This is a genomic window from Bacteroidia bacterium (assembly GCA_033391075.1).
Classification (GTDB): domain Bacteria; phylum Bacteroidota; class Bacteroidia; order J057; family J057; genus JAWPMV01.
On record JAWPMV010000005.1, the window covers coordinates 470,807 to 495,033 of the forward strand.

The 24,227-nt window shown below is 42.3% G+C and carries 19 protein-coding genes; 13 read left to right on the plus strand and 6 right to left on the minus strand.

From position 1 onward, the window contains the following. Positions 1 to 17: 17 nt before the first annotated feature. The gene (locus R8P61_37705) at positions 18 to 380 is read left to right on the plus strand and encodes a DoxX family protein (protein ID MDW3652877.1); all 363 of its coding nucleotides are present in this window, start codon (positions 18 to 20) and stop codon (positions 378 to 380) included. Between the two features lie 136 nt (positions 381 to 516). Here the strand turns inward: R8P61_37705 and R8P61_37710 are convergent, their stop codons facing one another. From R8P61_37710 to R8P61_37720, 3 genes are all read right to left on the minus strand, one after another. Continuing rightward, a complete protein-coding gene (locus R8P61_37710) occupies positions 517 to 1,803 on the minus strand; it encodes a tetratricopeptide repeat protein (protein ID MDW3652878.1) in 1,287 nt (428 codons plus the stop codon). 75 nt (positions 1,804 to 1,878) lie between these two features. Continuing rightward, positions 1,879 to 2,352 (minus strand): DUF4331 family protein, encoded by a 474-nt coding sequence (locus R8P61_37715; GenBank protein MDW3652879.1) that lies wholly within the window; start codon positions 2,350 to 2,352, stop codon positions 1,879 to 1,881. A gap of 119 nt (positions 2,353 to 2,471) precedes the next feature. Next, the gene (locus R8P61_37720) at positions 2,472 to 3,122 is read right to left on the minus strand and encodes a DUF4331 family protein (GenBank protein ID MDW3652880.1); all 651 of its coding nucleotides are present in this window, start codon (positions 3,120 to 3,122) and stop codon (positions 2,472 to 2,474) included. A 222-nt stretch (positions 3,123 to 3,344) separates the two neighbouring features. On the opposite strand from R8P61_37720, the gene R8P61_37725 reads away from it, so the two are divergent. Continuing rightward, entirely contained in the window at positions 3,345 to 4,871 is a 1,527-nt protein-coding gene (locus R8P61_37725; protein MDW3652881.1) for an MATE family efflux transporter, read from the plus strand. Between the two features lie 50 nt (positions 4,872 to 4,921). Here R8P61_37725 and R8P61_37730 read toward each other — a convergent pair whose 3' ends face one another. Continuing rightward, on the minus strand, positions 4,922 to 5,749 hold the full coding sequence (locus tag R8P61_37730) for a DUF4249 family protein (GenBank protein ID MDW3652882.1): 828 nt from the start codon (positions 5,747 to 5,749) through the stop codon (positions 4,922 to 4,924). Between the two features lie 5 nt (positions 5,750 to 5,754). After that, entirely contained in the window at positions 5,755 to 8,481 is a 2,727-nt protein-coding gene (locus R8P61_37735; GenBank protein MDW3652883.1) for a TonB-dependent receptor, read from the minus strand. Between the two features lie 228 nt (positions 8,482 to 8,709). Here R8P61_37735 and R8P61_37740 point away from each other — a divergent pair, with 228 nt between their 5' ends. The 11 genes from R8P61_37740 (at position 8,710) to R8P61_37790 (ending at position 22,543) form a co-directional block, all read left to right on the plus strand. After that, positions 8,710 to 9,783, plus strand: coding sequence for a histidine kinase (locus R8P61_37740; protein MDW3652884.1), 1,074 nt, complete (start codon positions 8,710 to 8,712; stop codon positions 9,781 to 9,783). A 13-nt stretch (positions 9,784 to 9,796) separates the two neighbouring features. Continuing rightward, positions 9,797 to 10,849, plus strand: coding sequence for a T9SS type A sorting domain-containing protein (locus tag R8P61_37745; protein MDW3652885.1), 1,053 nt, complete (start codon positions 9,797 to 9,799; stop codon positions 10,847 to 10,849). Positions 10,850 to 10,928: 79 nt separating this feature from the next. Then, the gene (locus tag R8P61_37750; protein MDW3652886.1) at positions 10,929 to 11,639 is read left to right on the plus strand and encodes a response regulator transcription factor; all 711 of its coding nucleotides are present in this window, start codon (positions 10,929 to 10,931) and stop codon (positions 11,637 to 11,639) included. A gap of 104 nt (positions 11,640 to 11,743) precedes the next feature. After that, positions 11,744 to 12,352, plus strand: coding sequence for a hypothetical protein (locus R8P61_37755; protein MDW3652887.1), 609 nt, complete (start codon positions 11,744 to 11,746; stop codon positions 12,350 to 12,352). 67 nt (positions 12,353 to 12,419) lie between these two features. Next, positions 12,420 to 13,316 carry a TIM barrel protein gene (locus R8P61_37760; protein ID MDW3652888.1) on the plus strand — a complete coding sequence of 299 codons (897 nt, stop codon included), beginning with the start codon at positions 12,420 to 12,422 and terminating at the stop codon, positions 13,314 to 13,316. 5 nt (positions 13,317 to 13,321) lie between these two features. Next, positions 13,322 to 13,594: a hypothetical protein gene (locus R8P61_37765; protein MDW3652889.1), complete on the plus strand. Its 273-nt coding sequence runs from the start codon at positions 13,322 to 13,324 to the stop codon at positions 13,592 to 13,594. A gap of 86 nt (positions 13,595 to 13,680) precedes the next feature. Further along, positions 13,681 to 17,091 carry an amidohydrolase family protein gene (locus R8P61_37770; protein ID MDW3652890.1) on the plus strand — a complete coding sequence of 1,137 codons (3,411 nt, stop codon included), beginning with the start codon at positions 13,681 to 13,683 and terminating at the stop codon, positions 17,089 to 17,091. 169 nt (positions 17,092 to 17,260) lie between these two features. Beyond that, positions 17,261 to 19,498 (plus strand): adenylate/guanylate cyclase domain-containing protein, encoded by a 2,238-nt coding sequence (locus R8P61_37775; protein MDW3652891.1) that lies wholly within the window; start codon positions 17,261 to 17,263, stop codon positions 19,496 to 19,498. 2 nt (positions 19,499 to 19,500) lie between these two features. After that, positions 19,501 to 20,292: an AAA family ATPase gene (locus R8P61_37780; protein ID MDW3652892.1), complete on the plus strand. Its 792-nt coding sequence runs from the start codon at positions 19,501 to 19,503 to the stop codon at positions 20,290 to 20,292. A gap of 100 nt (positions 20,293 to 20,392) precedes the next feature. After that, on the plus strand, positions 20,393 to 21,196 hold the full coding sequence (locus R8P61_37785) for a KilA-N domain-containing protein (protein ID MDW3652893.1): 804 nt from the start codon (positions 20,393 to 20,395) through the stop codon (positions 21,194 to 21,196). 18 nt (positions 21,197 to 21,214) lie between these two features. Further along, positions 21,215 to 22,543: an ADP-ribosylglycohydrolase family protein gene (locus R8P61_37790; GenBank protein MDW3652894.1), complete on the plus strand. Its 1,329-nt coding sequence runs from the start codon at positions 21,215 to 21,217 to the stop codon at positions 22,541 to 22,543. Here the strand turns inward: R8P61_37790 and R8P61_37795 are convergent. Continuing rightward, a complete protein-coding gene (locus tag R8P61_37795; GenBank protein ID MDW3652895.1) occupies positions 22,540 to 23,991 on the minus strand; it encodes a hypothetical protein in 1,452 nt (483 codons plus the stop codon). The two genes, R8P61_37790 and R8P61_37795, sit on opposite strands and share 4 nt — an antisense overlap. Positions 23,992 to 24,227: the final 236 nt, after the last annotated feature.

Consider the following 24,227-nt stretch of genomic DNA (forward strand, 5'->3'; position numbering starts at 1 on the left):
ACCTACTCAATAACGCTATGGATCGAAATAAGATTATCTACTGGGCCGCTACTTGCATTATGTGTCTGATTTTCACTTTTTCTGGAGTCATGTATTTCGCCAATTACGAGACTATGGCTGGCTTCTTTACCAAATTTGGCTTTCCAACCTGGATTGTTTATCCGCTGGCAGTGGCCAAATTGCTGGGGGTTACGGCGATATTGACTAAAAAATCAGATATGCTAAAGGAATGGGCCTATGCTGGATTCTTTTTCGATGCATCTTTGGCCTTCACTTCGCATACCCTTGCTGAGGATGGGGGATGGATGATGTCAGCTATTGCTTTGGTTACGCTGGCGATTTCGAGATACATGGATCCGAAGGTTTTTCTGAAGAGCTAATAGTCTCAAACAGCCCTGTCATTGCGAGCCTTTAACAAAGGCGAAGCAATCCCCTTAACTCCATAAAACAATCAGGAGTCAAGGAGATTGCTTCGCCGGAAATTCCAGCTCGCAATGACAAGCTTGTTGTATGATCTCAAAGCTTCTTCACTTTCTCTATCATCAGCGGCCCCAGCTCAAAACTGCTGCTGAGCAATTCAGCTTTTAGTTCATCGATATTCTCATCTTTCGCCTTATACACCTCAGCCATCTGAAACAAAACATCTGGTTCAAAGCATTTCCCTTCTACTTTTTCTTTCATAAGCTGAAAGGCAACTTCTGTATTTCCAGATTTAAAAAGGGCCCAGGCTTTTAGGCTATGAGATTGTGGACTGGGGCGATTTTCCAATTCCTGCTCTGCAATTTTCAGGGCTTTTTCTACTTCCGCTTCTTCTTCAGCGAGTAAGCCAATCTGATATGTATTATACATGCTTCCAAACTCCTCTCTTTGGATTTCTTTCAGAAAGGCTTCTTGTGCTTCTTTGCTCTCAGCAAATTTTCCTTCAAATTCTGCAATTTCTCTTTTTAGCTCCCATAAATCCGGAGACTGAGATCGTTTTTGTAGAATTTCTATAATTCGCAATGCTTCCTGGCTGTTTTTCTCATGGGAATAGGCGATCCAGGCGATTCCTTTTTTCGAATAAGCGTCGGAAGGATTCAATTCAAGAGCCTTGAGGTAATGTTTATACGCCTGCTCAATTTCCCCGGCATGCCCATAGAAATCTCCTAAATTGCTGTAAGTCCAGCTTAATTGTGTCTGATTTCGGTCTCTTTCAGCCAAATCCAGGGCTTTTTCCATATAATCAATGGCTGTTTCCAGATTTCCTTTATGGTCCTGCCATTTCGCCATACGAATGAGGTAATCAAAATTTTGCTCCTGGGCTATGCGGTTTAAATAGCTAGCTGCTTTCTCCTCATTACCCAACTCCATATACACATCAAATAACATTGAATGTGTGGCAAATAATTTATCTCCGATTTTTTCTGCTTTTATCAGTAAGTCTAAGGATTCTTTAAATCTGTGTTGCGAAATGTAATTGTGGGCTAAAGATCTGAGGATGGCAGAATTTTGACCATGACTTTGATCGACTGCTTTAAGTAAAAACCTCTCAGCATCCTTTAAATCTGAAATATCCCGCTCTAAGGTGAAAAGTTCGGATTTTACACTGGCCATTTTTTGCAAATAGGGATACTGATTGGGGTTCTTTTCATATTTGCTTTGCCAGAATTCAAAATTAGCTTCCATATTTTTCCGTTCTTCTTCTGCTTGATATTGAAGGAAGCTGTCGTATTCCGCAGTATGTAGGCTAAAATGCTCAGATTTCTTCTGACAAGCGGAAAAGAGGAGTAGGAGGGAGGCAAGAATGTAAATTGAATAGCGCATAGGTATGAGAATGATTGACTGATGAAGAGAAAGGCAAAAGCGAAGGCCGAAGCCAACGCTTTTGTTTGTGTTAGCTTACCAGGGACTAGCCAGGTAAGGGAATGAAGTCAGGAATGCCTTATCATTGGCATCAACATGATCATCAGAGAGAGTGGGATTTTCTCCAAAATCCTCGCCGCCAAAGATCAATAAAAGCTCCACTGTGATCACATCATCTGCCAGGGCACGACCTGTCAGTACATTTGTTCCATCAAAGAAAGTGGTTGTTCCATCCAGAGAGACGTTCAAGACATCTGTAGCCAAAAGGCCTGAGAAATCATCTGAATCCAGTCCGAGAGCATTTGCATCACCGGGATTCGCATATGCCGGACTCAGCGTTTCCAGGCCTGTTTGGATGGTGCTTTTAAAAGCTGCTGCTTGTTGGGAAGGAACCGTTGTATTATAAGTATCCTTCATAGCGCTTGGGATAAAGACCGTATTTATAGCGGGTCTTCCCATTTGGTCTTGCATTTCATAGGTTCCGCTGAAATCAGGACCTGCTGGTTCCATAGGTTCTTCCTCACAGGCAATAAAGAATGAAAGTGCCAGGGCCAGGAATGCTATTATTTTGATGAATTTCATGTTTCTGTTTAAAAATTGTTGATTAAAGAATGATGAATGGGTTAGGCTTACTGCAGTCTTTTTGACTCCACCCAGGTATTGATTGTACCGGAGCCACCTACTTGACTTTTAGGAACTTCAATAGCAATGCTCATGACATTGGTTCCTGCGAAGCTGTCTGCACCGGGATCATTAAATCCAGCCGCATTTCCTGAAATGACTTCCCCATACTGAGCAAAATCCATGAAGAAAGGATCATCTCTGGGACCTGCGAATACACTTACGCCAGCTTCAGTTGCGATTATGGCTTCCTGCCCATAAGATGAAATGTCAACTACATACTGACTGGCTGAAGTCAGGATGCTACTGCTGGTTCCGGGACTCGTCGGAGCTTCCGGCCCAAAGAAATACATCTTTCCATCACGGGGAATGGCTTGAATTACCAGATCTTCGACAGCATCGGCATTGGTGTCAATATTGAACTCCACCAATACGCCTTCGTCAAAGCTGGCAGCAGCACTTTCCGTTGGGCTCATCAGCCCCTGAAGATTCGCTACAAAAACGAGGTTTTCTGTGTTTTCTCCCTGAAAGGCATAAAAATCTGTAATGTCAGCACTGCCACCTGATACTGCAGGAGCATCGATATGGTCTGCTGCAATTAATAGGAAAACAAGGGCAATAAGGGAGCTTGCTTGAAGATTGATCTTCCAGTTTTTCATAAAAAGCAAAATTTGTTGTGATATTTTTTTTCTGATTCGCCCTTACTTACGAGGCCTTTGCAGAAAGTGGATTTCAGAACACAGATTTTTTTTCGAAAAAGGTCGTATTAAGTTAATTATCAGGGTAATCTTTGCCCCTTTTTTCCCAACTTGCGCTTCCTCTATTCTCTTTGAAGACCTTTGGTAAAGCCTTTGTTACATAAGCTTCCTGATAAAAAACTCATGTCTAAGATTTGGGTTCTGGCTTTGCCTGTGCTTCTTTCCAATCTCCTTCAGACATCTGTAACCGTTGTCGATACCTTTATGGTTGGTCAATTGGGACCTGTACCTATCGCAGCTGTTGGCATGGGAAATACAATTCGCATGTTGTTGCTCATTCTTTTCCTCTCTGTCTCAGGGGGGGCGATGAGTTTGGTTGCACAGGCCAGGGGCGGACGGGACAAGAAACGAATGAGTAGAATTACCCGTCAGAGTATTGTTTCAGGATTGATGCTTTCGGGCATTATCATGTTGATAGGAGGGCTGAGTGCTGGCCCCATGATGGAATTTATAGATCAGGGAGATAATGAAGAAGTCGTTGCGCTGGGAACCATCTACTTGCAGGTTCTTTTCCTGGGGGCGCCCTTTTTGGTGCTGAACCTCATTGTTAACAGACTTATGCAAGGCGCCGGAGACACCTTGACTCCCTTGATGTTGACAGCTGTGATGGTGGTACTCAATATCTTTTTCAATTATATCTTCATTTTTGGCTGGGGAATGATTCCAGCATATGGAGTAGTAGGAGCAGCTTATGGAACGCTGGCAGCTAGAGGACTTTCTACCATAGCAGCCATCGTCATTTTCCATAGCGGCAAAAACGTGATCCATATCCTGCCGGGGAGTTGGTGGCCGGATTGGTCTATGATCAAAGATATTTTAAGCATAGGGGTTCCTTCGGGCATACAAGGGGTTTTTCGGCACAGTGCTACCCTCATGGTTATCTTTCTTTTGACTGCTACCGAACTCGGAACTTTTGGAGCCGCAGCCTTGACCATCGGCTATCAGGTGGCTAGTTTGGCTACTATGCCGGTTGTTGGGCTTAATGTTGCCAGCACAAGCTTAGTTGGGCGAGCTTTAGGGAAGTGGCAAATAGAAGAAGCAAATTATATCGGAAAATTGATGATTGTTCTTGGGGTTTTGCTCATGCTGATTTTGGTTACCCCCATGATAATCTTTGCAGAAGAAATTATTCTCATTTTTGATCCCTCAGCAAATCCCGCTGTGCTCAAAGGAAGTCTCGGATACTTTCATACCAATTTGATATTCCTACCAGTTACAGCCGCATCTATCATAATCACTGGCGCCTTGCGAGGAACCGGACATACGACTCCTGCCATGATATCCACCCTCATTGGCCGCAATGCCTGTACCCTGCTCTTTGCCTGGCTCCTGGCTTTCCCATTAGAAATGGGATCTATCGGGGTCTGGTGGGGAATCGTCATTGGAAGACTGATTGATGTCTGTTATATGCTTTATACCTGGGCTGCGAAAAAATGGATCAATGTTGCGCTGGAAAAATCAGAAGTTTATCGAAAACATCTGAAAGAGCTTCCTGTTCAAGTGCGTGAGAAGTTTCTGGAAGAAGTCCGTGCTCCACAAATGGCAATTCCCCATACCCTCGAAGTGGTTGGGGAAGACGGAGTATTGTACCAAAGGCCTGATCAGGAATTGGAAGTTGTTTTTGAAGAATCGAGCTATCGAAAGTTCTAGTTCATTTCGGCTAAATCCGAATGAAGACCAGCTTTTCCCTTGACAATATCTTAGCGTTCATTTACCTCAAAGTATAAAGTATCAGAGCTCAAGCCCGAGAAAATGCCAAGTCCATTATTGACATTACTGGGCGGTTCACTGATTGTCAGGGTACTATTGGAAGAAGACTGATACAAAGCTGCATATTCGGGATTTACCCTAAAAACGATCACGCGATGGGTCCCGAATTGCTGGAGTTCACGCATCGGATTGATGGCGTAGAAATCCGTGATTTCAGGCTCAGTGATTCGTTGGAAACGCCTCAACTCTCCACTCTCTTCTAATCTTTCACGCAAAAATTCATTGATATAACGAGGATCATCCTCAATGTTTTCAATAAGCACATAGTAGTAATCCCCTTCTGAATTATCCCAACTGATCTCAATTGGATCGGCTTGTTCTCCCAAATTCCCCGGAAATCCCCCACTTTCAATTCTATCCATTTCTATTGCTAAAGTGGAAAGATTAGCTGCCCGGGCCTGGGGTACATAAGTAATTGCGGATACTTCATTTCCTTTATGTTCAAATTTGAGTTGATAGCTGTTTTCGCTTAAAACGATAATATCAGGGTTATGATAGTATCCATTGCCTATCGAAAGCAATTCCCAGCTATTATTAGCATCCGATAGGCTAGGGGAGAGCTCATCCAGGCTGATTATACTACTATCTGACTGGGAATAAGAGATAGATTGGGTGATTCGGATGGAATCAACGGGGTAACCTGCATAGATGTACCCTGAAACTACCGCAGTTTCGGTTTCGTAATTATTCAGGCTTTCCTGTTCACAGGAGAGATTGAATAAAAGGAGAGGGAGGATAAATATGATAAGATTTTTCATGAGGATTATCTAAGTTTCCAGGTAAAGAAAAAGCTGGGGGTAAGGGAAAGTAGAGAGATATCGGTTTCTATGAGTTCACCTTCTATCACTTCATATTCTTTGTACCAAACATTGCGTCTGTCGTAGAGATTGAAAATGGACACCCCAAAGCTTGAAGGGCTTTGTCCCAATTTGAATTCATAAGTAGCTGAAAGGTCCAGGCGATGATAATCGGGAAAGCGAAGGGCATTCTTATCACTTACCTCAAAGAAATCGGCTGTACTACCATCTAATAAGCTGACTTCGTAAAAACCGGTGGGAGCGGTATAAGGTCGGCCTGTAGCATAAATAAAGCTACTTCCAAAGGTCCAGTTTCGAACTTTAAAGCTACCTACCAGCTTCAATTCGTGGGTTTGGTCCTGATTGGCGTTGAAAGGCTCATCTCCGAAAGCGGGAAAATCATAAAGCACTTCTCCAAGGGTATAGCTCAACCAACCTGTGAATTTCCCCACCTTTTTCTGTACCAAAAATTCTATTCCTTTGGCTATCCCTGTTCCCTGATAAAAGAGTTCCTGATAATCCAGGCTCTGATTAGGCCCAAATCCACTTCTGCTAAGTCGGGTGGTATATTCTGAAAGGCCATCCAGGTTTTTATAATATGCCTCAACATCGAATAGCCAAGTATTCGTTTCATAACTCAGACCCGCGATATAATGCTCTGCAGAACTCACAGGCACCCGATTTCCGTCAGCCAGCAGCCAAAAATCACGGCTTCCTTGCTGGATATCTTCCCGGACGATGCGGGTAGCAAACTGATAATACTGTCCCCAGGCCGCTTTTAATTTAAGTTTATTGCTCAGAGCATAGGAAAGACTGGCTCTGGGCTCAAAATACCATTGATCATTTACTCCATAGTGCGAAAGTCGTAAGCCTCCTTTCAGCAAAAGCTTATCAAAAAAGAGGTGCCGATCCTGAAGATAAAGAGCATTTGTGGCTCCAATATCCTCCCGATCCAGGAGACTTATAGAGTCATTTTGGGTAAACTGATATTTGATATCATTGTAAGTGCTTTGCAATCCGAAATCCAACTGATTTTCTTGGCTAATTTTCCATTCATTATCCAACTTAAAAGTCAGGTCTCTCAAATCGTTGAACTCATAAGAACCATTGCTGCGTTCTATGGTCGTATCTTCCCGTGTAATGCTGGTCTCATTTCTTCTATCCCTTTCGCTATAGTAATTGGAGTAGGAAAGATTGGCTTTGCTATAAAATTTCTCGTTCCACTTTCTCGACCATTTCAGGCTACTTCCCCAGTTTCCCCAATTGGTCAGGTCAGTATTATTGCTGTTGAAAGTGAAATTGGCATTCCCTCCTCCAAAAGGTCCTCTTCCGCCTAAAGAATTGTTATCCAGGTTTCGAGAATTGTCCAGATTGTCTTGCCCATTGTAGAAACTAAGAGAAATAACATCTTTGGGATTCGGACGATAAGTAACTTTCGCATTGAGGTCATAAAAGTAGGAGTTAGGCTGGACCTCGACTTGCCCAAACCTTCCTCCCAGGCCTCCGGGCGACCCCTGCTCAGTCCCGGAGCTTTCTGTGAACGAATCAAAAAGATTGTTGTAAAAACTACTTTGGAAGGATCGACGACCTGCCACCATAAAGGAGCCTTTTCCATTGGCAAAAGGACTTTCAACGAAAGCATTTACACTCACCAAACTGGCTCCGAAACCTGCATTGAAACGCTCGGTATTCCCATTCTTTCCCGTCAAATCGACTACACTGGAAATCCTGCCGCCATACTTGGCTTCGAAGCCTCCTTTATACAATTGCACATCTTTGATCGCTTCTGTATTGAAAGCACTAAAAAATCCGAACAAATGGTCCACATGATAGACCGTAAAGCCATCAAATAATACCAGATTCTGATCGGGCGTACCCCCTCTGACAAATAAGCCCGAGGAACTCTCATTGCTGCCACTTACTCCTGGCAATAATTGTAGAGATCGGAAAATATCTTTCTCTCCAAAACTAGGAAGTGTAGCAAGTTGTGCCGGGGAAACGCTAATCGTACTAATCCCCGTGGAAGCTTCCATCAATTGTTCCTCCCTTTCCGAGAGGATCAATACCTCTTCCAGTTCTACATCAAAATCCTCCAGGAAGATGTTCAGATTTGCTAAATCCATCTCTGGACTCAATCGAAAAGAAAGATTTTGATAGCCGAGATACTTTATCTCTAATAAAGAAGTATCTGAAGGCACATTAAAGAGGCTGAAATAACCATCCACATTGGAGGTAGTGCCTATCTTGCTTCCGGCCAAACGAACATTTGCATAGGGCAGGGTTTCCCCGCTATCGCCATCCTTGATCGTACCTTCTACTGTGATGTTGAATCGACTTGCTGCACTCAGGGCTTTGGGAACTACTTTGCCTGTTCGTTTAAAGATTCTGACCAAATTGGGTTCTGCCAGTTCAAAATCGAGACCTGTGCCTGTAAGTAGCAATTTCATGGCTTCCGGAAGGGGTCGCTTCCCAAAGGCCACGTTTACCCGAAACTCTTCCAGCTCTTCTTTTTTAAATTCAAAATCGAGTTTATAGCCAATCTCGAGGTGAATCAAGGCGGCCTGAAGCGGTCGATCATAAAACTGACCCTTGACCTTCAATTCATGAAGACTTTGGGAAAAGCTTAGGGTATGAAAACTTAAATAGAAAAGGGAAAAAATGATGCAGTATCGTATGCAGCGCGAAACCTCCATAGTGTAGGATTTTGTGGTTAGATGACGTGTCCCGGTGCATTTCTGGTCTAAAACTGGAAGAATAGGAGGGAGGCAGCAAACTTTTTCAATGAAAGCCGGGAAAAAATCAACCTAGGGCAAATGGAGGTCTAAAACAGCTTCATTGAGCTAGAAAGCTTTTTCATTGAGCCTGAAAGCTTACTGATTGATATTTCTTGTCCAGCGGAAGGGATTTGGATAGATTTGATTATGAATGAAGTTGGGATCAATAAGAAAAGGATAGGCCTTCAGATGCTCTTCTGGAGTGTTATATGGGTGAGCTTACCCGTCATTGGTTGGGCATGGATGGGAGGAAATGGCTCCATGTTTATTAGAAACAGTATTGTGCTGTCACTGGCATCAGCAATAATTGCTGGAATCAATGTTGGCTATCTTATCCCCAAATACCTTTTCCCTAAAAAATATGCTAAATACATATTCCTGAGCTTTCTTCTATTGGCTATTATTTCTGTGCTTTCTCATGAATTCTGGGTGAATGTGTTTGACATGCGCGGCATGCCTTTCGGAGAGCGACCCCCACATAAAGGAGGCTTCTGGCCCAGAGGCAGGTTCTTCAAAATCTTTCCATATGTTGGCCGATCAATACCATTATTGATCTGTTTGATAGGAAGTGCCCTCTATGAAATGGCTACTTTCGCCCATATCCAAAGTCAAAGAGCCCTGAATCTACAGCATGAAAAACTGGATGCGGAAATGAAATTTCTCAAAAGCCAGATCAATCCGCATTTCCTTTTCAATGCCCTCAACAACATTTATAGCCTTTCCATCCTTAAATCTGAAAATACCTCTGAAAATCTCCTCAAGCTTTCGGATATGTTGCGCTATGTGCTTTATGAGTGTAATGCTGAACAAGTGCCTTTGCAAAAAGAGGTGGAATATATCCGCAATCTGATTGGTCTAAATATGCTGAAGGATAGTAAGGGATTGAATGTGAAAACTTCTTTTTCAGAAATTTCTCCTCATTTGATGATTACACCCTTGCTATTTGTGCCTTTTATAGAAAATGCCTTTAAACACAGCAAGATCGAGCAACTGGATAAAGGATGGATTCGATTGCGTTTGGAAGAGGAAAATGGGCGCATACATTTTAGTCTGAGTAATAGTCGACCTCAGGAAGCAATCAGCAAGGATAGGCAAGGAGGAATAGGTCTGGTAAATGTGAAACGAAGACTGGAATTGTATTACCCACAAAGGCATCAGCTCGATATTCTGGAAAGTGATGATGAATTCAGGGTACAATTAGAAATTATTGTAAGCAATTAAGAGAGACAAAAATATGATTAGAAAAATCTTACTTTCAGTAGTAACAATTTTAATATTTATTATACCGGCCAAATCACAAGATACGCTTGTGTCGGCTTTTTTTGGACTTGATAATGGACTACCAAGTTTATTATGTAATCAACCAGGAAGCCTGCTAGATGGTATGCCTGTTAATTTTAAATTCCCATTAGATGCATCCAGTTTATCGGAAACTGATTTTGAAGTTTTAGATAGCCTTGGAAATATACATACCCCTATTTGTGTTTCTTTGGCCCCAGCTAATGAAAACGGAGAAAATCGAACTGTGCTTCTGATAGGTGAATTTGGTACCGCTGTTACCAATCCACCGGTTGAAGTTAGAGTTGTAGGGGATTTATTTACAACTGATACTTTATCCGGAGAGTCCGCTTGTTCAGAAATCATAAACCTAAACGGAATCATTACCACGAATGTTATTCCGCTTGATGATGGACCAAGTTTATTCTTTGCCCAAAGAATTAATGGCAATCTGAATGAATGTAATTCAGGAACACAAACGATTCAAGTTGCTTGGAATGGTGGCATTACACCGTATATAAGTGGTGATACCGAATCTGACTTATTTCAGTACTATATTGGCTATTCTGACAGTTCTGGAGTTCTAATACCGCATGTACCTATTTCGATAGCAGATATAAATGACAACGACAACTTTCACCAACTTTGTTTTTCTACAAGTGATGAAATTGTTAAAATTTCAATGATGGCTAACACGGTCGAAGATCCAAACCAAGACCCAAATTTATACAGCGAAATTGATGTTATTTCCTGCACTTCTTTGACAAGTATTGAAGAGAACCTCTTCGAAAAAGGGTATAAAATTTACCCGAATCCGTTCTCAGATGAAATTTTCGTTGAGAATCTGCATGGTAATGAATACTTCATCATTTATGACTTCTTAGGGCGAAATGTTATTGAAGGAAAATGTTTAGGTACTGTAAAAATACCTGAAATAAACTCAGGGATATACTATTTGACCATCCTAAACAATACCAATCAGACAACCTTCAAGTTAATTAAAAGATAACTGCTTACAACAATGTATATGCAATAATGCTCCCTATCGGTCGCACTACGCATATACTAACTGATTTGGCTTAACCTACATGAAGTGTTTAGTAATAGATGACGAAGAATTGGCAAGGGCCCTGCTGGAGAATTTCATTCAACGGCTCCCGGACCTGGAACTGCTTGCCAAGTGTAAAAATCCCCTGGAGGCTTTGGATTTGATGAGCAGGGAAAAAGTGGATTTGATTTTTCTGGATATCCAGATGCCCGAACTGAATGGGCTGGACTTCCTGAATATTCTAGCTGAAAAGCCCATGATCATTTTTACTACGGCTTATTCCGAACATGCCCTGGATGCCTTTAATCTGAATGCACTTGACTATCTCCACAAACCCTTCTCCTTTCAGAGATTTTTACAGGCATTGGCAAAAGCCAGAGAGAAATATCATTTCAGGAAGACTTCTAAACAAGCGGAACATAAGAAAGAAAACCCATCCGAAGAGGCCTATCTCCTCGTCCATGCAGATCACAAGGTTCACAAACTCTGGCATAAGGACATCCTATATGTCCAATCCATGAGGGAGTATGTAACCTATCACCTCAAAGATCACAAACTCATGGCACTGAATTCGCTTAAAAAACTGGAAGAGGTATTGCCGGGTGAAAAATTTACCCGCATCCATAAATCCTATTTGGTAGCCAATGATCAGGTCAATGCCCTTGAAGGGAATCAGCTACATATAGGGGAAATCCTCTTGCCAATTGGTGGAAGTTTCAAAGAAGAGGTGGTCCGCAAGTTGTTTTCATAGCTCATTACTCCTCTCTTTCTTCCCTCAAGCCTACAATTTTTCTCCTCTTCTTCAGTTTTACTATTTTGGGGAAAAGCTTCAGCTAGCGAAAATATCACAACCTTATGGAAGAACTGAGTCACATCCTTTCATCTACCTGTATCGACAAACTGAGAAGCTTGCAGGAACTGGCCACTGAGCTGGATAAAGACCTTTCTTATCATATGTTGATTAGTCTGAATGAAGAGGGGTTTATGGTGAAAAATCCTAATTATTCAGAGTTCCTTCAACAATGGCTCGAGGATTATGTCAGGCGAAAGGAACATTATTCGTCTGAAGAACTTTTGGATTGGCTCAAGGCAGAACGAGAAAAAGAACTGGAGAAGTTTAAGGTATATCGTGAAGTAGGAAGGAAAACATACTTTAAAAAGTTTTTGGGCATCATACGATCTGAAATTGCTGAACTCGGGGAAGAGGAATCAAAAGGAGTTGATAAAAGTGATTTGCTGGATTTGATCAGAGATGATAAACTGGCAGAGGTGATGGATAAGTTAGAAAAACTGTTTGAAGAGCAGGAAGTGTATGAGGATACAGCCATGGAGCTTATATTACACCAGGGACGCTTATCTGAATTGGAGAGATTGTATGCCCAGAATTTGATGGAGGAAAAGGATTATCTGATGGAAAAGGCAGAACTCCGTCGTGCCCTTATCTTAATTCTCAGAGAGATCTAAAGGATATTTGAGAAAGCCTTCTCAAATTGAGTATATTGAGAAAATCGATCTATAAAATACTATTACTATGTCCGACAATAAAATGTCTCGCGGCAAAGCTATCAAGACCATGCTGGTCGGTGGCTTGGCCCTGGGAGCCGGGGCAGCCCAGGCAAAAATGAACCCCCGCTACGACGAAGAAACAATTCGCAATTACCAGATTAAAGGAAACATCAATCATTCGGCTTGTCGCTGGTGCTACAGCAAAATAGAGCTCGAAGAACTTGTGAAATCTTGCAAGGAAATGGGCCTGAAGGCGATTGATCTCCTCAATCCACCGGAATGGGAAGTCGCTACAAAACAAGGATTGGAAGTCTCTATGTCATTTGGTAGTTCGCTGGGAATTCCTCGCGGATTTAATGATCCTCAGTACCATGATCAGCTGCAAAAAGAGTTTAAAGAACTCATTCCCAAAGCTGCTGATGCAGGCTTGAAAAGGATTATTTGCTTCTCTGGAAACAGAAATGGGATGTCCGATGGAAAAGGCCTGGAGAATTGTGCTGTAGGCCTTGAACCGGTGGTAAAACTGGCCCAAAAGCACAATATCACCATCATCATGGAGCTATTGAACAGCAAGGTCAATCATCCGGATTATATGTGCGATCTCACTCCCTGGGGAGTTGCCCTTACTGAAAAAGTAGGTTCTGATCATTTCAAACTCCTTTATGATATCTATCATATGCAGATCATGGAAGGAGATGTGATAGCGACCATCAAAAAATACCATAAATATTTTGATCACTATCATACAGGTGGAGTTCCGGGAAGAAATGAAATCGATGAAAGCCAGGAGCTTTATTATCCTGCTATTATGCGTGCGATCCTGGATACAGGATACACGGGTTATGTGGCACAGGAATTTATTCCCAAACATAGTGATCCCCTTGTTTCCCTCAAGGAAGCAGTGATGATCTGTGATGTTTAAGGCGAATGAACGAAAAGGAATATCCTCGTTGTGGCTGCTTTTCTCCGGATAAGCATGGAAACGACTGGGAAGAAGTCCTTTCATCAGAATTTAGCCGAAAAGAATTTCTGAAGGTGCGTAAAGGTACGGGCTGTGAAAGCTGCCAGGTAAAACGCTATACTTCAGAAGCCACTCGCTGCAAGAGATGCGAGATAATCAGGGCTTATCTGTCATGTATGCACAGGCGTCCTGAGCAACTCCTGTTATTTGAAGAAGAGGAAATTCGACCAAATGATTAATTAAGTCGATTTCCTCTTTTTCTGTATTCCTACCAAATTTTAGCTTGCTGCATTATTTACGATTACATATTCCAAAAACTCTTTCTATGAACTTGTTCAGCAAATCATTAGTCGCTGTCCTGTTATGCTTCCTTCTGGGAAGTTTGTCTGCGCAGGAGGCGAAAAAAGACAGCACAAAAAAGAAAAAGCCCAAAACACCTCTGAGTCTGGAAGCCGGACGTACGATGCAATTGAATACGACCGAAGGTACCTGGATGTCTTTGGATGTAAGCCCGGATGGGAAACAGATTACCTTTGACCTCTTGGGGGATATTTATCTTCTTCCTATGGAAGGAGGAAAAGCCAAAAGAGTCACCAAAGGAATGGCTTATGATACCCATCCCAAGTTTAGCCCGGATGGTAAGTCTATAGTTTTCACCTCCGATAGAGATGGAAATGAAAATATCTGGATCAAAAATCTGGAAAGTGGAGATTCTACTCAGATTACCAAGGAAAAAACAGACCACATGCAGTCTGCGGAATGGACCCCGGATGGAAACTACATCGTAGTGGTTCATGGCCAAAGAAACTGGAAACTTTACATGCATCATAAAGATGGAGGTAAAGGTGTTCAGTTGATCAAAAAGCCCGATGCAATCAAGGTTTCCGAACCAGCTTTTGGTCCGGATGAAAGGTACATCTGGTTCTCTCAAAGAAGAGGAGCCTGGCAGTATAATGCCCAATTACCCCAATACCAACTCGCAACCTATGATCGTGAGACTGGAGAAATAGCTCAGCAGACCAATAGATATGGTTCTGCATTCGCACCCACCCTTTCTCCTGATGGAAAATGGCTGGTATACGGGAGTCGCTACAATACGGAAACAGGCCTGGTAAAAAGAAATCTTGATACAGGAGAAGAGGATTGGCTGGCTTATCCTGTCCAAAGAGATGAGCAGGAATCTATCGCTCCTTTGGGGGTTTATCCTGCGATGTCTTTTACCCCTGACAGCAAATTTGTAATAGCTAGCTATGGAGGAAAGATTTGGAAAGTACCAGTAAATGGAGGAGAAGCTCAAAATATCCCCTTTGAAGTAAATGAAAGTTATGACCTGGGACCAGAAGTAAGGTTTGACTATCCTATTTCTGACGAAAAGGATATGATTGCTACCCAGATTAGAAATCCTCAACTCTCTCCGGATGGAAAGAAACTGGCCTTTACCGTACTCAATCGCCTTTATGTGATGAATTATCCAGAAGGAGAGCCTAAAAGATTGACCGAGAATAATTTTACCGAAGCTATGCCTAGCTGGAACAGCGATAGCAAACATTTAGCTTTCGTAAGCTGGGAAGGCGAAGAAGGGCATATTTATAAGATAAATGTAGAAGGAGGAAATCCTCAAAAGATCACTAATCAGGGAGGAATCTATACAGAACCTGCCTGGGATTCTCGTTCCAATAGAATCGTCTTTCTGATGGGAGCAGCCCAAAACTTCAAAGATGCCATTGGGCCTTTTGCTTTTGGTGCTTCTCGAAATCTGGCCTGGGTCTCAGCAAATGGAGGAGATATTAGCAAGATCATGGCTTCTAATGGACGCTCAAATCCTCACTTTGTAAAGAAAAACGAGCGCATCTACCTTTCTCATGGTCAAAAAGGATTAAGTTCTATCCGTTGGGATGGTACGGACGAAAAGATACACATCAAAGTAAGTGGTATCACCTCTTTCCCTGCTCTCAATCCCGAAAATGGACATGATCACAATCATGGTATCCCGAGTCTGATGTACAATGATTCGGAGAAAGAACCTCAGAGAAAGCCTACCAAAGCCTCTGTTATAACGATGGCTCCGGAAGGAGATCGCGCCCTGGCCAAAATCAACAATGAAGTCTATATCGTAACAATTCCATATGTCGGGAAAGACGTACCTGAAATCAATGTAGCCAATCCCGAAGCTGCTGCCTTCCCAGCCATGAAGGCTACAGATATGGGTGGGGAATTCCCCCATTGGAGTTCGGATGCAAAAAGAGTCAATTACTCTCTGGGTAATGCCTATTTCTCTTATGATATAGCGGAAGCCAAACGGGTGAAAGAGGAGTTGAAAAAGAAAAAGAAGGAAGAAGCCAAGAAGAAGGCTCAGGAGGCAAAAGAAGGTAAAAAAGAAGAGAAAAAGGACGAAAAGAAAGAAGAGAAAAAAGAAGATGAGGGATATAAAGCCAAAGAAATCAGAATTAAGGTGACTGTTGAAAAGGACGTTCCGGAAGGGAAGATTCTCCTGAAAGGCGCTCGTCTGATCACCATGAATGGCGACCTTATTTATGAGCGTGGAGATATTCTGGTTGAAAATGCGCGTATCAAAAAAGTGGGTAAAAGCGGTTCAGTAAAAGCCCCTTCTGGTACCAAAGTCATGAATATGCGCGGCAAAACCATCGTTCCGGGCTTTGTGGATACCCATGCTCATATGTGGCCAAATTGGGGTATTCACAAAAACCAGATTTGGATTTATGCTGCTAATTTGGCGTATGGAGTTACCACAACCCGCGACCCTCAGACAGCAACTACAGATGTATTGACGTATGCGGATATGGTTGAAACCGGTGACATGGTTGGTCCAAGGGTTTACTCTACCGGACCTGGCGTAGGTTTCTGGGCATACCGCATCAAGAGCCTAAAGCATGCGAAAAAAGTATTGAAGCAGTATTCTGAATACTACAATACCAAAACTATTAAAATGTATTTGGTCGGAAATCGCCAGCAAAGACAGTGGGTGATCCAGGCAGCTAAGGAGCAAGGCCTGATGCCAACTACAGAAGGTGGTTTGGACTTCAAACTCAATATGACTCAGGTCGTGGATGGATATCCTGGGCATGAGCATTCCTTCCCGATCTATCCAATTTATGGGGATGTATTGCAGTTGATGAATGAAACTCAAACGGCTTATACTCCGACTTTATTGGTGGCTTATGGAGGGCCCTGGGCAGAAAACTATTTCTATGCGACTGAAGATGTAGCTGGAGATAAAAAGCTCAAGCATTTTACCGCAAAGGAGGAATTGGACCAAAAATCGCGTCGACGCGGAGGATGGTTTATGGACGAAGAACATATTTTCAGCCGCCATTCTGAGTTTGTAAATGATCTGGTGAAAGCTGGGGGAATATCAGGAGTAGGTTCACATGGTCAGTTGCAAGGCCTGGGTTATCACTGGGAACTTTGGGCAATGGCTTCCGGAGGAATCAGCAACCACAATGCCTTGAAAACAGCAACCATTTTGGGAGCAAGGGCAATAGGATTGGAGAAAGATCTGGGTTCTCTGGAAGCAGGAAAACTGGCCGACCTTATCATCCTTGATAAGAACCCCCTGACAAATATTCGTAACACGAACAGTGTTAGATACGTTATGAAGAATGGGCGGCTTTATGAGGGTAATACTTTGAATGAAGTATATCCCCGCGTAAAGGATGCACCAGAATTCCTGATACAGGAAGCAGGACCGTCAGGACTGCCCGGTATCCGGAACTAGTACGGAAACAATAAACAAAGGCAGGGAAAGTGACTATGAGTTGTCTTAGGTCATTTCCCCTGCTTTTGTATTTTCAAACATTGGGCTTTTTATGTATCATGGAAACTAGATATATAAACAAAGGTGTGGAGAATGAGTTTCGCAAAGAAACATCCTTTGGCATAAAAGAATGCATAGAACATTTACCCGATATATCCTGCTCCTGTTCCTTATGTTGCTTGCTGGCAAAAGCATGGCGCAGGAAGAGGTATATATTTCTCTGACTGAATCTTATAGTCAGGAACTTACGCAGGAAAATGTTCGCCCCTTTATTAAGTTTTATGAGGACCTTGAAAGCAATCTCAGCTATGCGGATGTATTGATGTCCTATGTGCAGGGAGAATTTAAAGGACATACTCTCCATGACTCTCTTTACAACCCCAGCCAGAAAAGTACCTGGTGGATGGCGGTTCCGCTCAAAAGCAATGCAAGTGGATGGAAAGAATACTGGTTCAATGCCGGGGGAGAATTTCTCGTCTGGGACAGTATAAATATTTATACCCTTTATTCAGATAAATCAGTACAGGAACAAAGGACAGGTCGAATGATGGATCGATCTGAATGGAAAGCTCCGGTACATCCCAATTATTTTTCTGTAAGACTTGATCCCGGAGATAGCGCTTTGGTATTGCTGGCCATGACCAATTATGATAAAGCGCATCTTACACCGGATCAGCTGTACTTTGAAGCCATAGATTTTCAAAAGGAGTTGCAAGCCAATCTTACCGAAAGATTTACCGTAGGCCTGTTTTTGGGGATTCTGAGTATACAATTGCTCTTCTTTCTCCTCTTTTTCATGATTACCAAGGATGACACCTTTGGCTATTACGTCTTGTACATCCTGGGGCTGACAGGAGTCGTATTCTTTACGGCCCAGACAGATTTTCATCTCCTGCGCCTCAATCTCTCTATGGCATTTATCATCTCAGCAGTCTTTGTCCTTTTCGCGATCATAGGTTTGCTGAGATTTTCGATTTCATACTTAAATATCAAAGAGAAATTGCCCGCCTGGGGTGCGCCTGTCAGATGGTTTGAACGAACCATTATCTGCCTGACAATCTTTCTGATGTTGGCAATAGGAACGTTTGTAAAAACGGGAGATACCTCCCTCAGTACAGAAGATGGCTTGATGAGTGTCCTCTTTATTTTAGGCATACTCCTCTACATCCTCATGTTTGTGTTGCTGGGAATAACTCTTTTATATTGGGGCGTACAGATGATGCGGGTGGGTCTAAGACCTGCACGTTTTTACCTCATGGGTAATTCTGTCTTTATCCTGGGAGTCCTTTTGTATATCCTCTCAATTTTCCTTTCCATCGGTCAAATAGAAATAAGAGAAACCCTGTCCAGCATGGAGCTGATTCGAGGAGGAATCATCTTGCAACTTTGTCTTTTTGCAGTTGCGCTTGGAGCCAAAAGAAACCTCCTGGAGAAAGAAAAACGCGATGCCCTGGAAGATAAATTGAAGCTGGAAGAGATTGTAAGTGCAGCATCTTCCCGCTTTGTGCCCTACGATATTCTTAGGATACTTGGAAGGACAGATATCACGGAAGTAGCCCTGGGAGATCAGGTAGAGCAAAATTCGACCGTCTTCTTTTCTGATATTCGGAATTATACCACCTTATCTGAAAAGCTTAGCCCACAGGAAACCTTCAAATTCCTCAATACTTATTTAGGTAGGGTAGGGCCGATCATAGAAAGTTATGGAGGTTTTGTGAACCAGTTTCTGGGAGATGGGATCATGGCTTTGTTTATGGAAGAGACCTTGCAACTCAGTTCCAGTGAAAATACCCTGCGGGCAGCGATAAAAATTCAGGAAGAAATTCTGGAATTTAACCGGACCAACCATAGTTTCGATATACAGGAGCTACGCATGGGGATCGGTATACATCATGGTCCTTTGATGGTTGGTATAATAGGAGATGAGCAGCGTATGGATATAGGAGTAGTTTCAGATACCGTAAATACTGCTTCACGCATGGAAGGATTGACCAAGATATTCGGTGCCTCTATCATTTTGAGTGAAGTTTCCTATAGAGAACTTAAAGAACCGGAATCCTATACCTTCCGCTATCTTGGGAAAGTGAAAGTGAAAGGCCGTCAGCAAGCCCTGGGGATTTACGATTGCTATGATGCTGAAAATTCTATGGTCTTTGAGCAAAAAGCAGAATCCCGTATTCTATTTGAAGAAGGATTGGAAGCATACTTTGCCAAAGATTTTAAATATGCGGGCAGGGCTTTTGAAGAAGTGCTTACAAATTTCCCAGAGGATAATGCTGCTAAATTTTACCTCACCCAAACGAAAGGCCACCTCATCGAAGGAACTCCCGAGGGATGGAATGGTGTGCTTCTGATGAACAAAAAATAATCATGAATTTTCTTTCCTCCATTTCCCTGAAAGAACATGAGGAAAGGGGTTTCCCTTTTGACCTCCCCCTGATACAGGAACTGGGAGAATTGAAGTTTCACAAACAGGTAAGCTTTTTTATTGGAGAAAATGGCTCTGGTAAATCTACTTTGCTGGAAAGCCTGGCAGCAGGCATCGGTTTGCCTGCCATTGGCAGCAGTGATGTGAGTCAGGATGCCAGCCTGGGGCCAGCAAGACGCTTAGGAAGGAAAATCCGATTTAGGTGGAAGAAGAAAACCCGTAGAGGGTTTTTCCTCCGAGCTGAAGATTTTTTCGGTTTTACCAAAAGGCTGAATCAGCTTCAGCAGGACTTTGAAGGAGACATTGCCGATCTGGAGGGGGAGTTGGAGGGCTATGGACTTCAATTGGCTAAGGGAGCAATTATGGGGCAGAAGCGGGCGATTACGGATCGATATGGAGCGGATTTGGATGAAAATTCTCATGGAGAGAGTTTCCTCAAACTTTTTCAGGCCCGTTTTACCCAGCCGGGTATATATCTCCTGGATGAACCTGAAGCACCCTTATCTCCTCAGCGGCAATTGGCCTTGATTAGCATGATCAAGGAAATGTGTGAAAACAAGCAGGCTCAGTTTATTATAGCTACCCATTCACCTATCCTTATGGCCTATCCCGGAGCTAGCATTTTTGAGTTTAAAGAAGGAAAAATCTCGGAGGTTCCTTATGATGAAACCGAGCATGTGATACTCACCCGAAATTTTTTGAATAATCCGGAATTGTATTTGAGGCATTTGTAGGAGCTCCCGCTTTCATCACTTAAATTTTCCATTTCTTGTTCCTTGTTCATACTTTCCCTTAATTTTGTCTATCCACCTATTAAGCTCTCTTGAAAAAATTATGGCAGAGAAAATTCAGATTGATGGAAAGGAGATAAGTATAAAATCTGTAAATCAGCAGGATTATATTTCCCTTACAGATATGTCTAATTGGGATAGTTCAGAATATGCAAGAGATCGGATTCGCAACTGGCTGAAGAATAGAAATACCTTAAATTTTCTGGCTATTTGGGAAAGAGATAATAATCCGGATTTTAATTACGCCCAAATGGACGTAATTAAACAGGAAGCCCCTGAAAATTCATTTTCATTATCCGCAAAGGCCTATATTCAGATGACAGGCGCTATTGGTATTATATCGAAAGCGGGAAGATATGGAGGAACATTTGCCCATGTGGACATCGCTTTTGAGTATGGATCCTGGTTAAATGCAGAATTCAAATATAGACTCATCAAGGAATTCAAGCGGCTCCGATCCGAGGAGATGATGAGGCAGAAACTGGAATGGAATGCAGGTCGTGAGCTTGCCCGTCTCAATTATCCTATACAAACAGCCGCCATACAGGAGGTTTCAGGGAGTCTGGCCGAAAAGAAAAGAGGAGGGATATACGCTGAGAATGCTGATATGATCAATAAGATTGTTTTCGGTATGACAGCCAAACAATGGAAAGTGCAAAACCCTGATCTGAAAGGCAATATGAGGGATTATGCTTCTGCGAGCCAGAATACAATCCTGGGCAATTTGGAAAGCTTCAATTCTGAATTGATTCGGAAAGGAGCCAGTGAAGAAGCCAGAGAAAAAGCTTTGGGTGAAATGGCTGCTTTTCAGGAGAAGATTTTGAATAAAAAATATTTATCAGAATAAGTTCCAAGTCCTTTTTCAATGAAATATTTGTCTCTCCTTATTCTCAGCCTGCTTTTGCTGGCCTGCGAAGCCAAAAAACCGGAAAGTAGCTTACATGCATCTCTTTCTACCCCCAAAGAAGTTGATATGAAACTTTCGAAAATGGATCGGGACCAACTCTATGACAAGATGTTGGGCATGTTGGCAGGTTCTGCTATAGGTGATGCTATGGGCGCTCCAACAGAAATGTGGGCCAGGCAGGATATTCAATTGGAATATGGGCATGTTGATAGCCTGGATGACATGGTCAGAGAACCATCGGCAGAAGGCATCTGGGATTTCAATTTGCAGGCAGGAAGCACTACGGATGATACCCGCTGGAAAGTATTGCTGGCTGATTTCTTGACAGGAACCTCAGCAAATGTCAAAAACCATCAGGCAGAATTGGGAGCCAAAGCATTTGCAGATCATTTGATCGAACATTACAGCAAAAGCCTGGAAAAGCTAAAAAATACTGAGGGGCTCGATTTGGAACCCTACGAAGATGGGATGCGGCGTTTAGAGTGGTTGAAAGAATGGATTAAAGTTGCCAGGCCCTATGCAGAGGGAGATATTCAAGGATATAGTGAAGCTTTGAGTCAATTTTATGGTGGAGAAATGGTGTGCGCAGGAATGCTCTTTGCTCCCATTTTAGGGGCCTACTATCCCGGTGATCCCGATTGGGCCTATCAACAAACCTATGAAGCCGATATGTTTGATCTGGGCTATGGGAGGGATATCTCTGGTCTTACGGCTGCTATGGTAGCAGAAGCCTTTAAGCCAGATGCCAGCCCGGACAGTATTATTCACCTACTCAGAAAAACCGATCCTAAAGGCTATTTCAAGAGTCGCCTGGTAGGGCGAACTTCCTATAAAGTCTATCAACAGGCATTGAGGATTGCGCGAGAAGCAAAAGAGATAGATGTAAAATCATTTTTTGAGGGAGATATCCCAGTCAAACTGGCCCTTCCTCTGGAAACAAAAGAAGATTCCCTCAAATATGCTCAGTGGAGTACCGCTTATCAAAAGCTGGATCAGGAACTCATGCGTTACCCTTTTCATCCATCAGAGATTTTTATCGTAAATCATGTAGCTCTTTTGATGAATGAGTTTGATTTTGTTCAAACCCTCGCTTTTGTGATAAATTATGGAAGGGACAATGATACGACAGCTGCGGTAACGGGCGCTATCCTGGGAGCTTATTGGGGGGCTGATAAATTACCGGAAGGGATGTTGGCGAAAGTACTGAAAGCAAATTTGGAGCTGGGCTATGACCTGGAAAAGCTGGCGAGTCGTATGACCCAATCGATTTTAGCTGCAAACTCCTAGTCCGGCCTGTAACGTCTTCTCAGACTTTTGCTTAGTTCTTCTATCTTTTCTGCTATCCAATCCCTCTCAACCAAAAGAGTGGCCTCATAGAAGCTTTCTCGCAAGGCCGGAAGCCTATGTTTATTAACAAACTTCACTTTGGCCAGTCTTCGCATGTATTTAGCCATATTGAGGTAAGCTTGTTTATTATTATCCGAAAGGGCATTACTTCTTCGTATGTAGGCACTGAAACTTGCACATAGGGAATAAAGGGCTTCTATTTCCCCACATTCATAATAAGTTTTCATCAAAAGCATGTCATAATTAAGCTTGATGAAGGGATCGATTATCTCCACACGCTGAAGGTATTTCAGACATTTGCTATACTCCCCTTTAAAGAAATGGAGATTGGCCATATTGTAGTTGAAAACGCCCTTTCGATACTGAGGATCAATACGGTCTTTGTAGGTTTTTATGAACTGCTCTGTCCACTCTCCTTCCTTTAGTTTCAGCCCCAGGGTAACTACATTTTTATAGAAGAGAGAGGCTACATGCGGGACGTTGAATAAGATGTCCAGCTCCAGCATCTCTTTATACAAATCGAACATGTATCGCAGAAATGCCATATTGCCCCGTTTGTATCGATGCGTACAGAAATTGATCAGGCTGGTGTATAAAGCAGTCAATTCCTCCTTCTCAAACCAATGTGCCTTTTTGGGTAATTCTTTTCTGACTTTGTTAAAATAATTACTGCCATTGGGACTCTGGTGCATCATCACGGTTTGGAAATAAATCTCTACTACCGGCCATTCACTCAGGTCTTTCTTTTCACAAAAGGAAATGATCTCTTCTAAGAGCTGAATATCTTCCTCATTCGCCAAAACCCTTTGCCTGTTCAGTAAAGCAAATACATAACTCAGTTTCTGCACCAAATAATAAGCATCCAACTGCTCCATTGCATGTTTATAACTGGTTTCAACACTTCTGTTTTTCAGGTTTACTACATATTCCGTTTTCAATTCCTCCAGTCGGTAACGCTCTCTGAAATAGTTCGCATTCCTAAACGGATGATCTGCCAGTATTTCCTCACTTTTTTCAATCAAACGAGGCAAGAATTTATGCAGCTGTTTCTTATAGAGCGCCCGCTTCAATGCCAGCTCTTTGGATAGAAAAGACTCATTATCTACTTCCTCCTGAGAAAGAAAATCCATGAGAAGATTTAGCAAATACTTATTAAGGGTATAGATCTGGTTGGCTTGAAACTTTTTTCCCGGATACAAAAGGGAGAAGATTTTTTGATGGTCAAGTTTGGGATGGTCAAATGTAGGATAGTAATCTTTTAAGACTTCAAATAAGGCCGTAGTGTCTTCATGACTGTTGAAATAAGGAGAGTGGACAAATTTGTCAAACCTCTTCATTTCTAAGGGACTCAAAGCCTGTAAAACCTGTATGAGTTTCGTGTTTTCCATCTCATTTTAAAACTAATCAAGAAAATTGACTATAAAAAATTAAAAAATAATGCAAAATAAATTATATATAAATAATTGATTAATAGTAAATTATGATTTACTAATGATATTTAATCTAAATTTATATACTCAGAATAATGAATTATATGTAATTTTTTTCGAAAAATTGAATCTCTACTTTTACTAACAGTTTGGGGCAAAAAATAAGATGATAACCAACAGATTTCTTATTGACG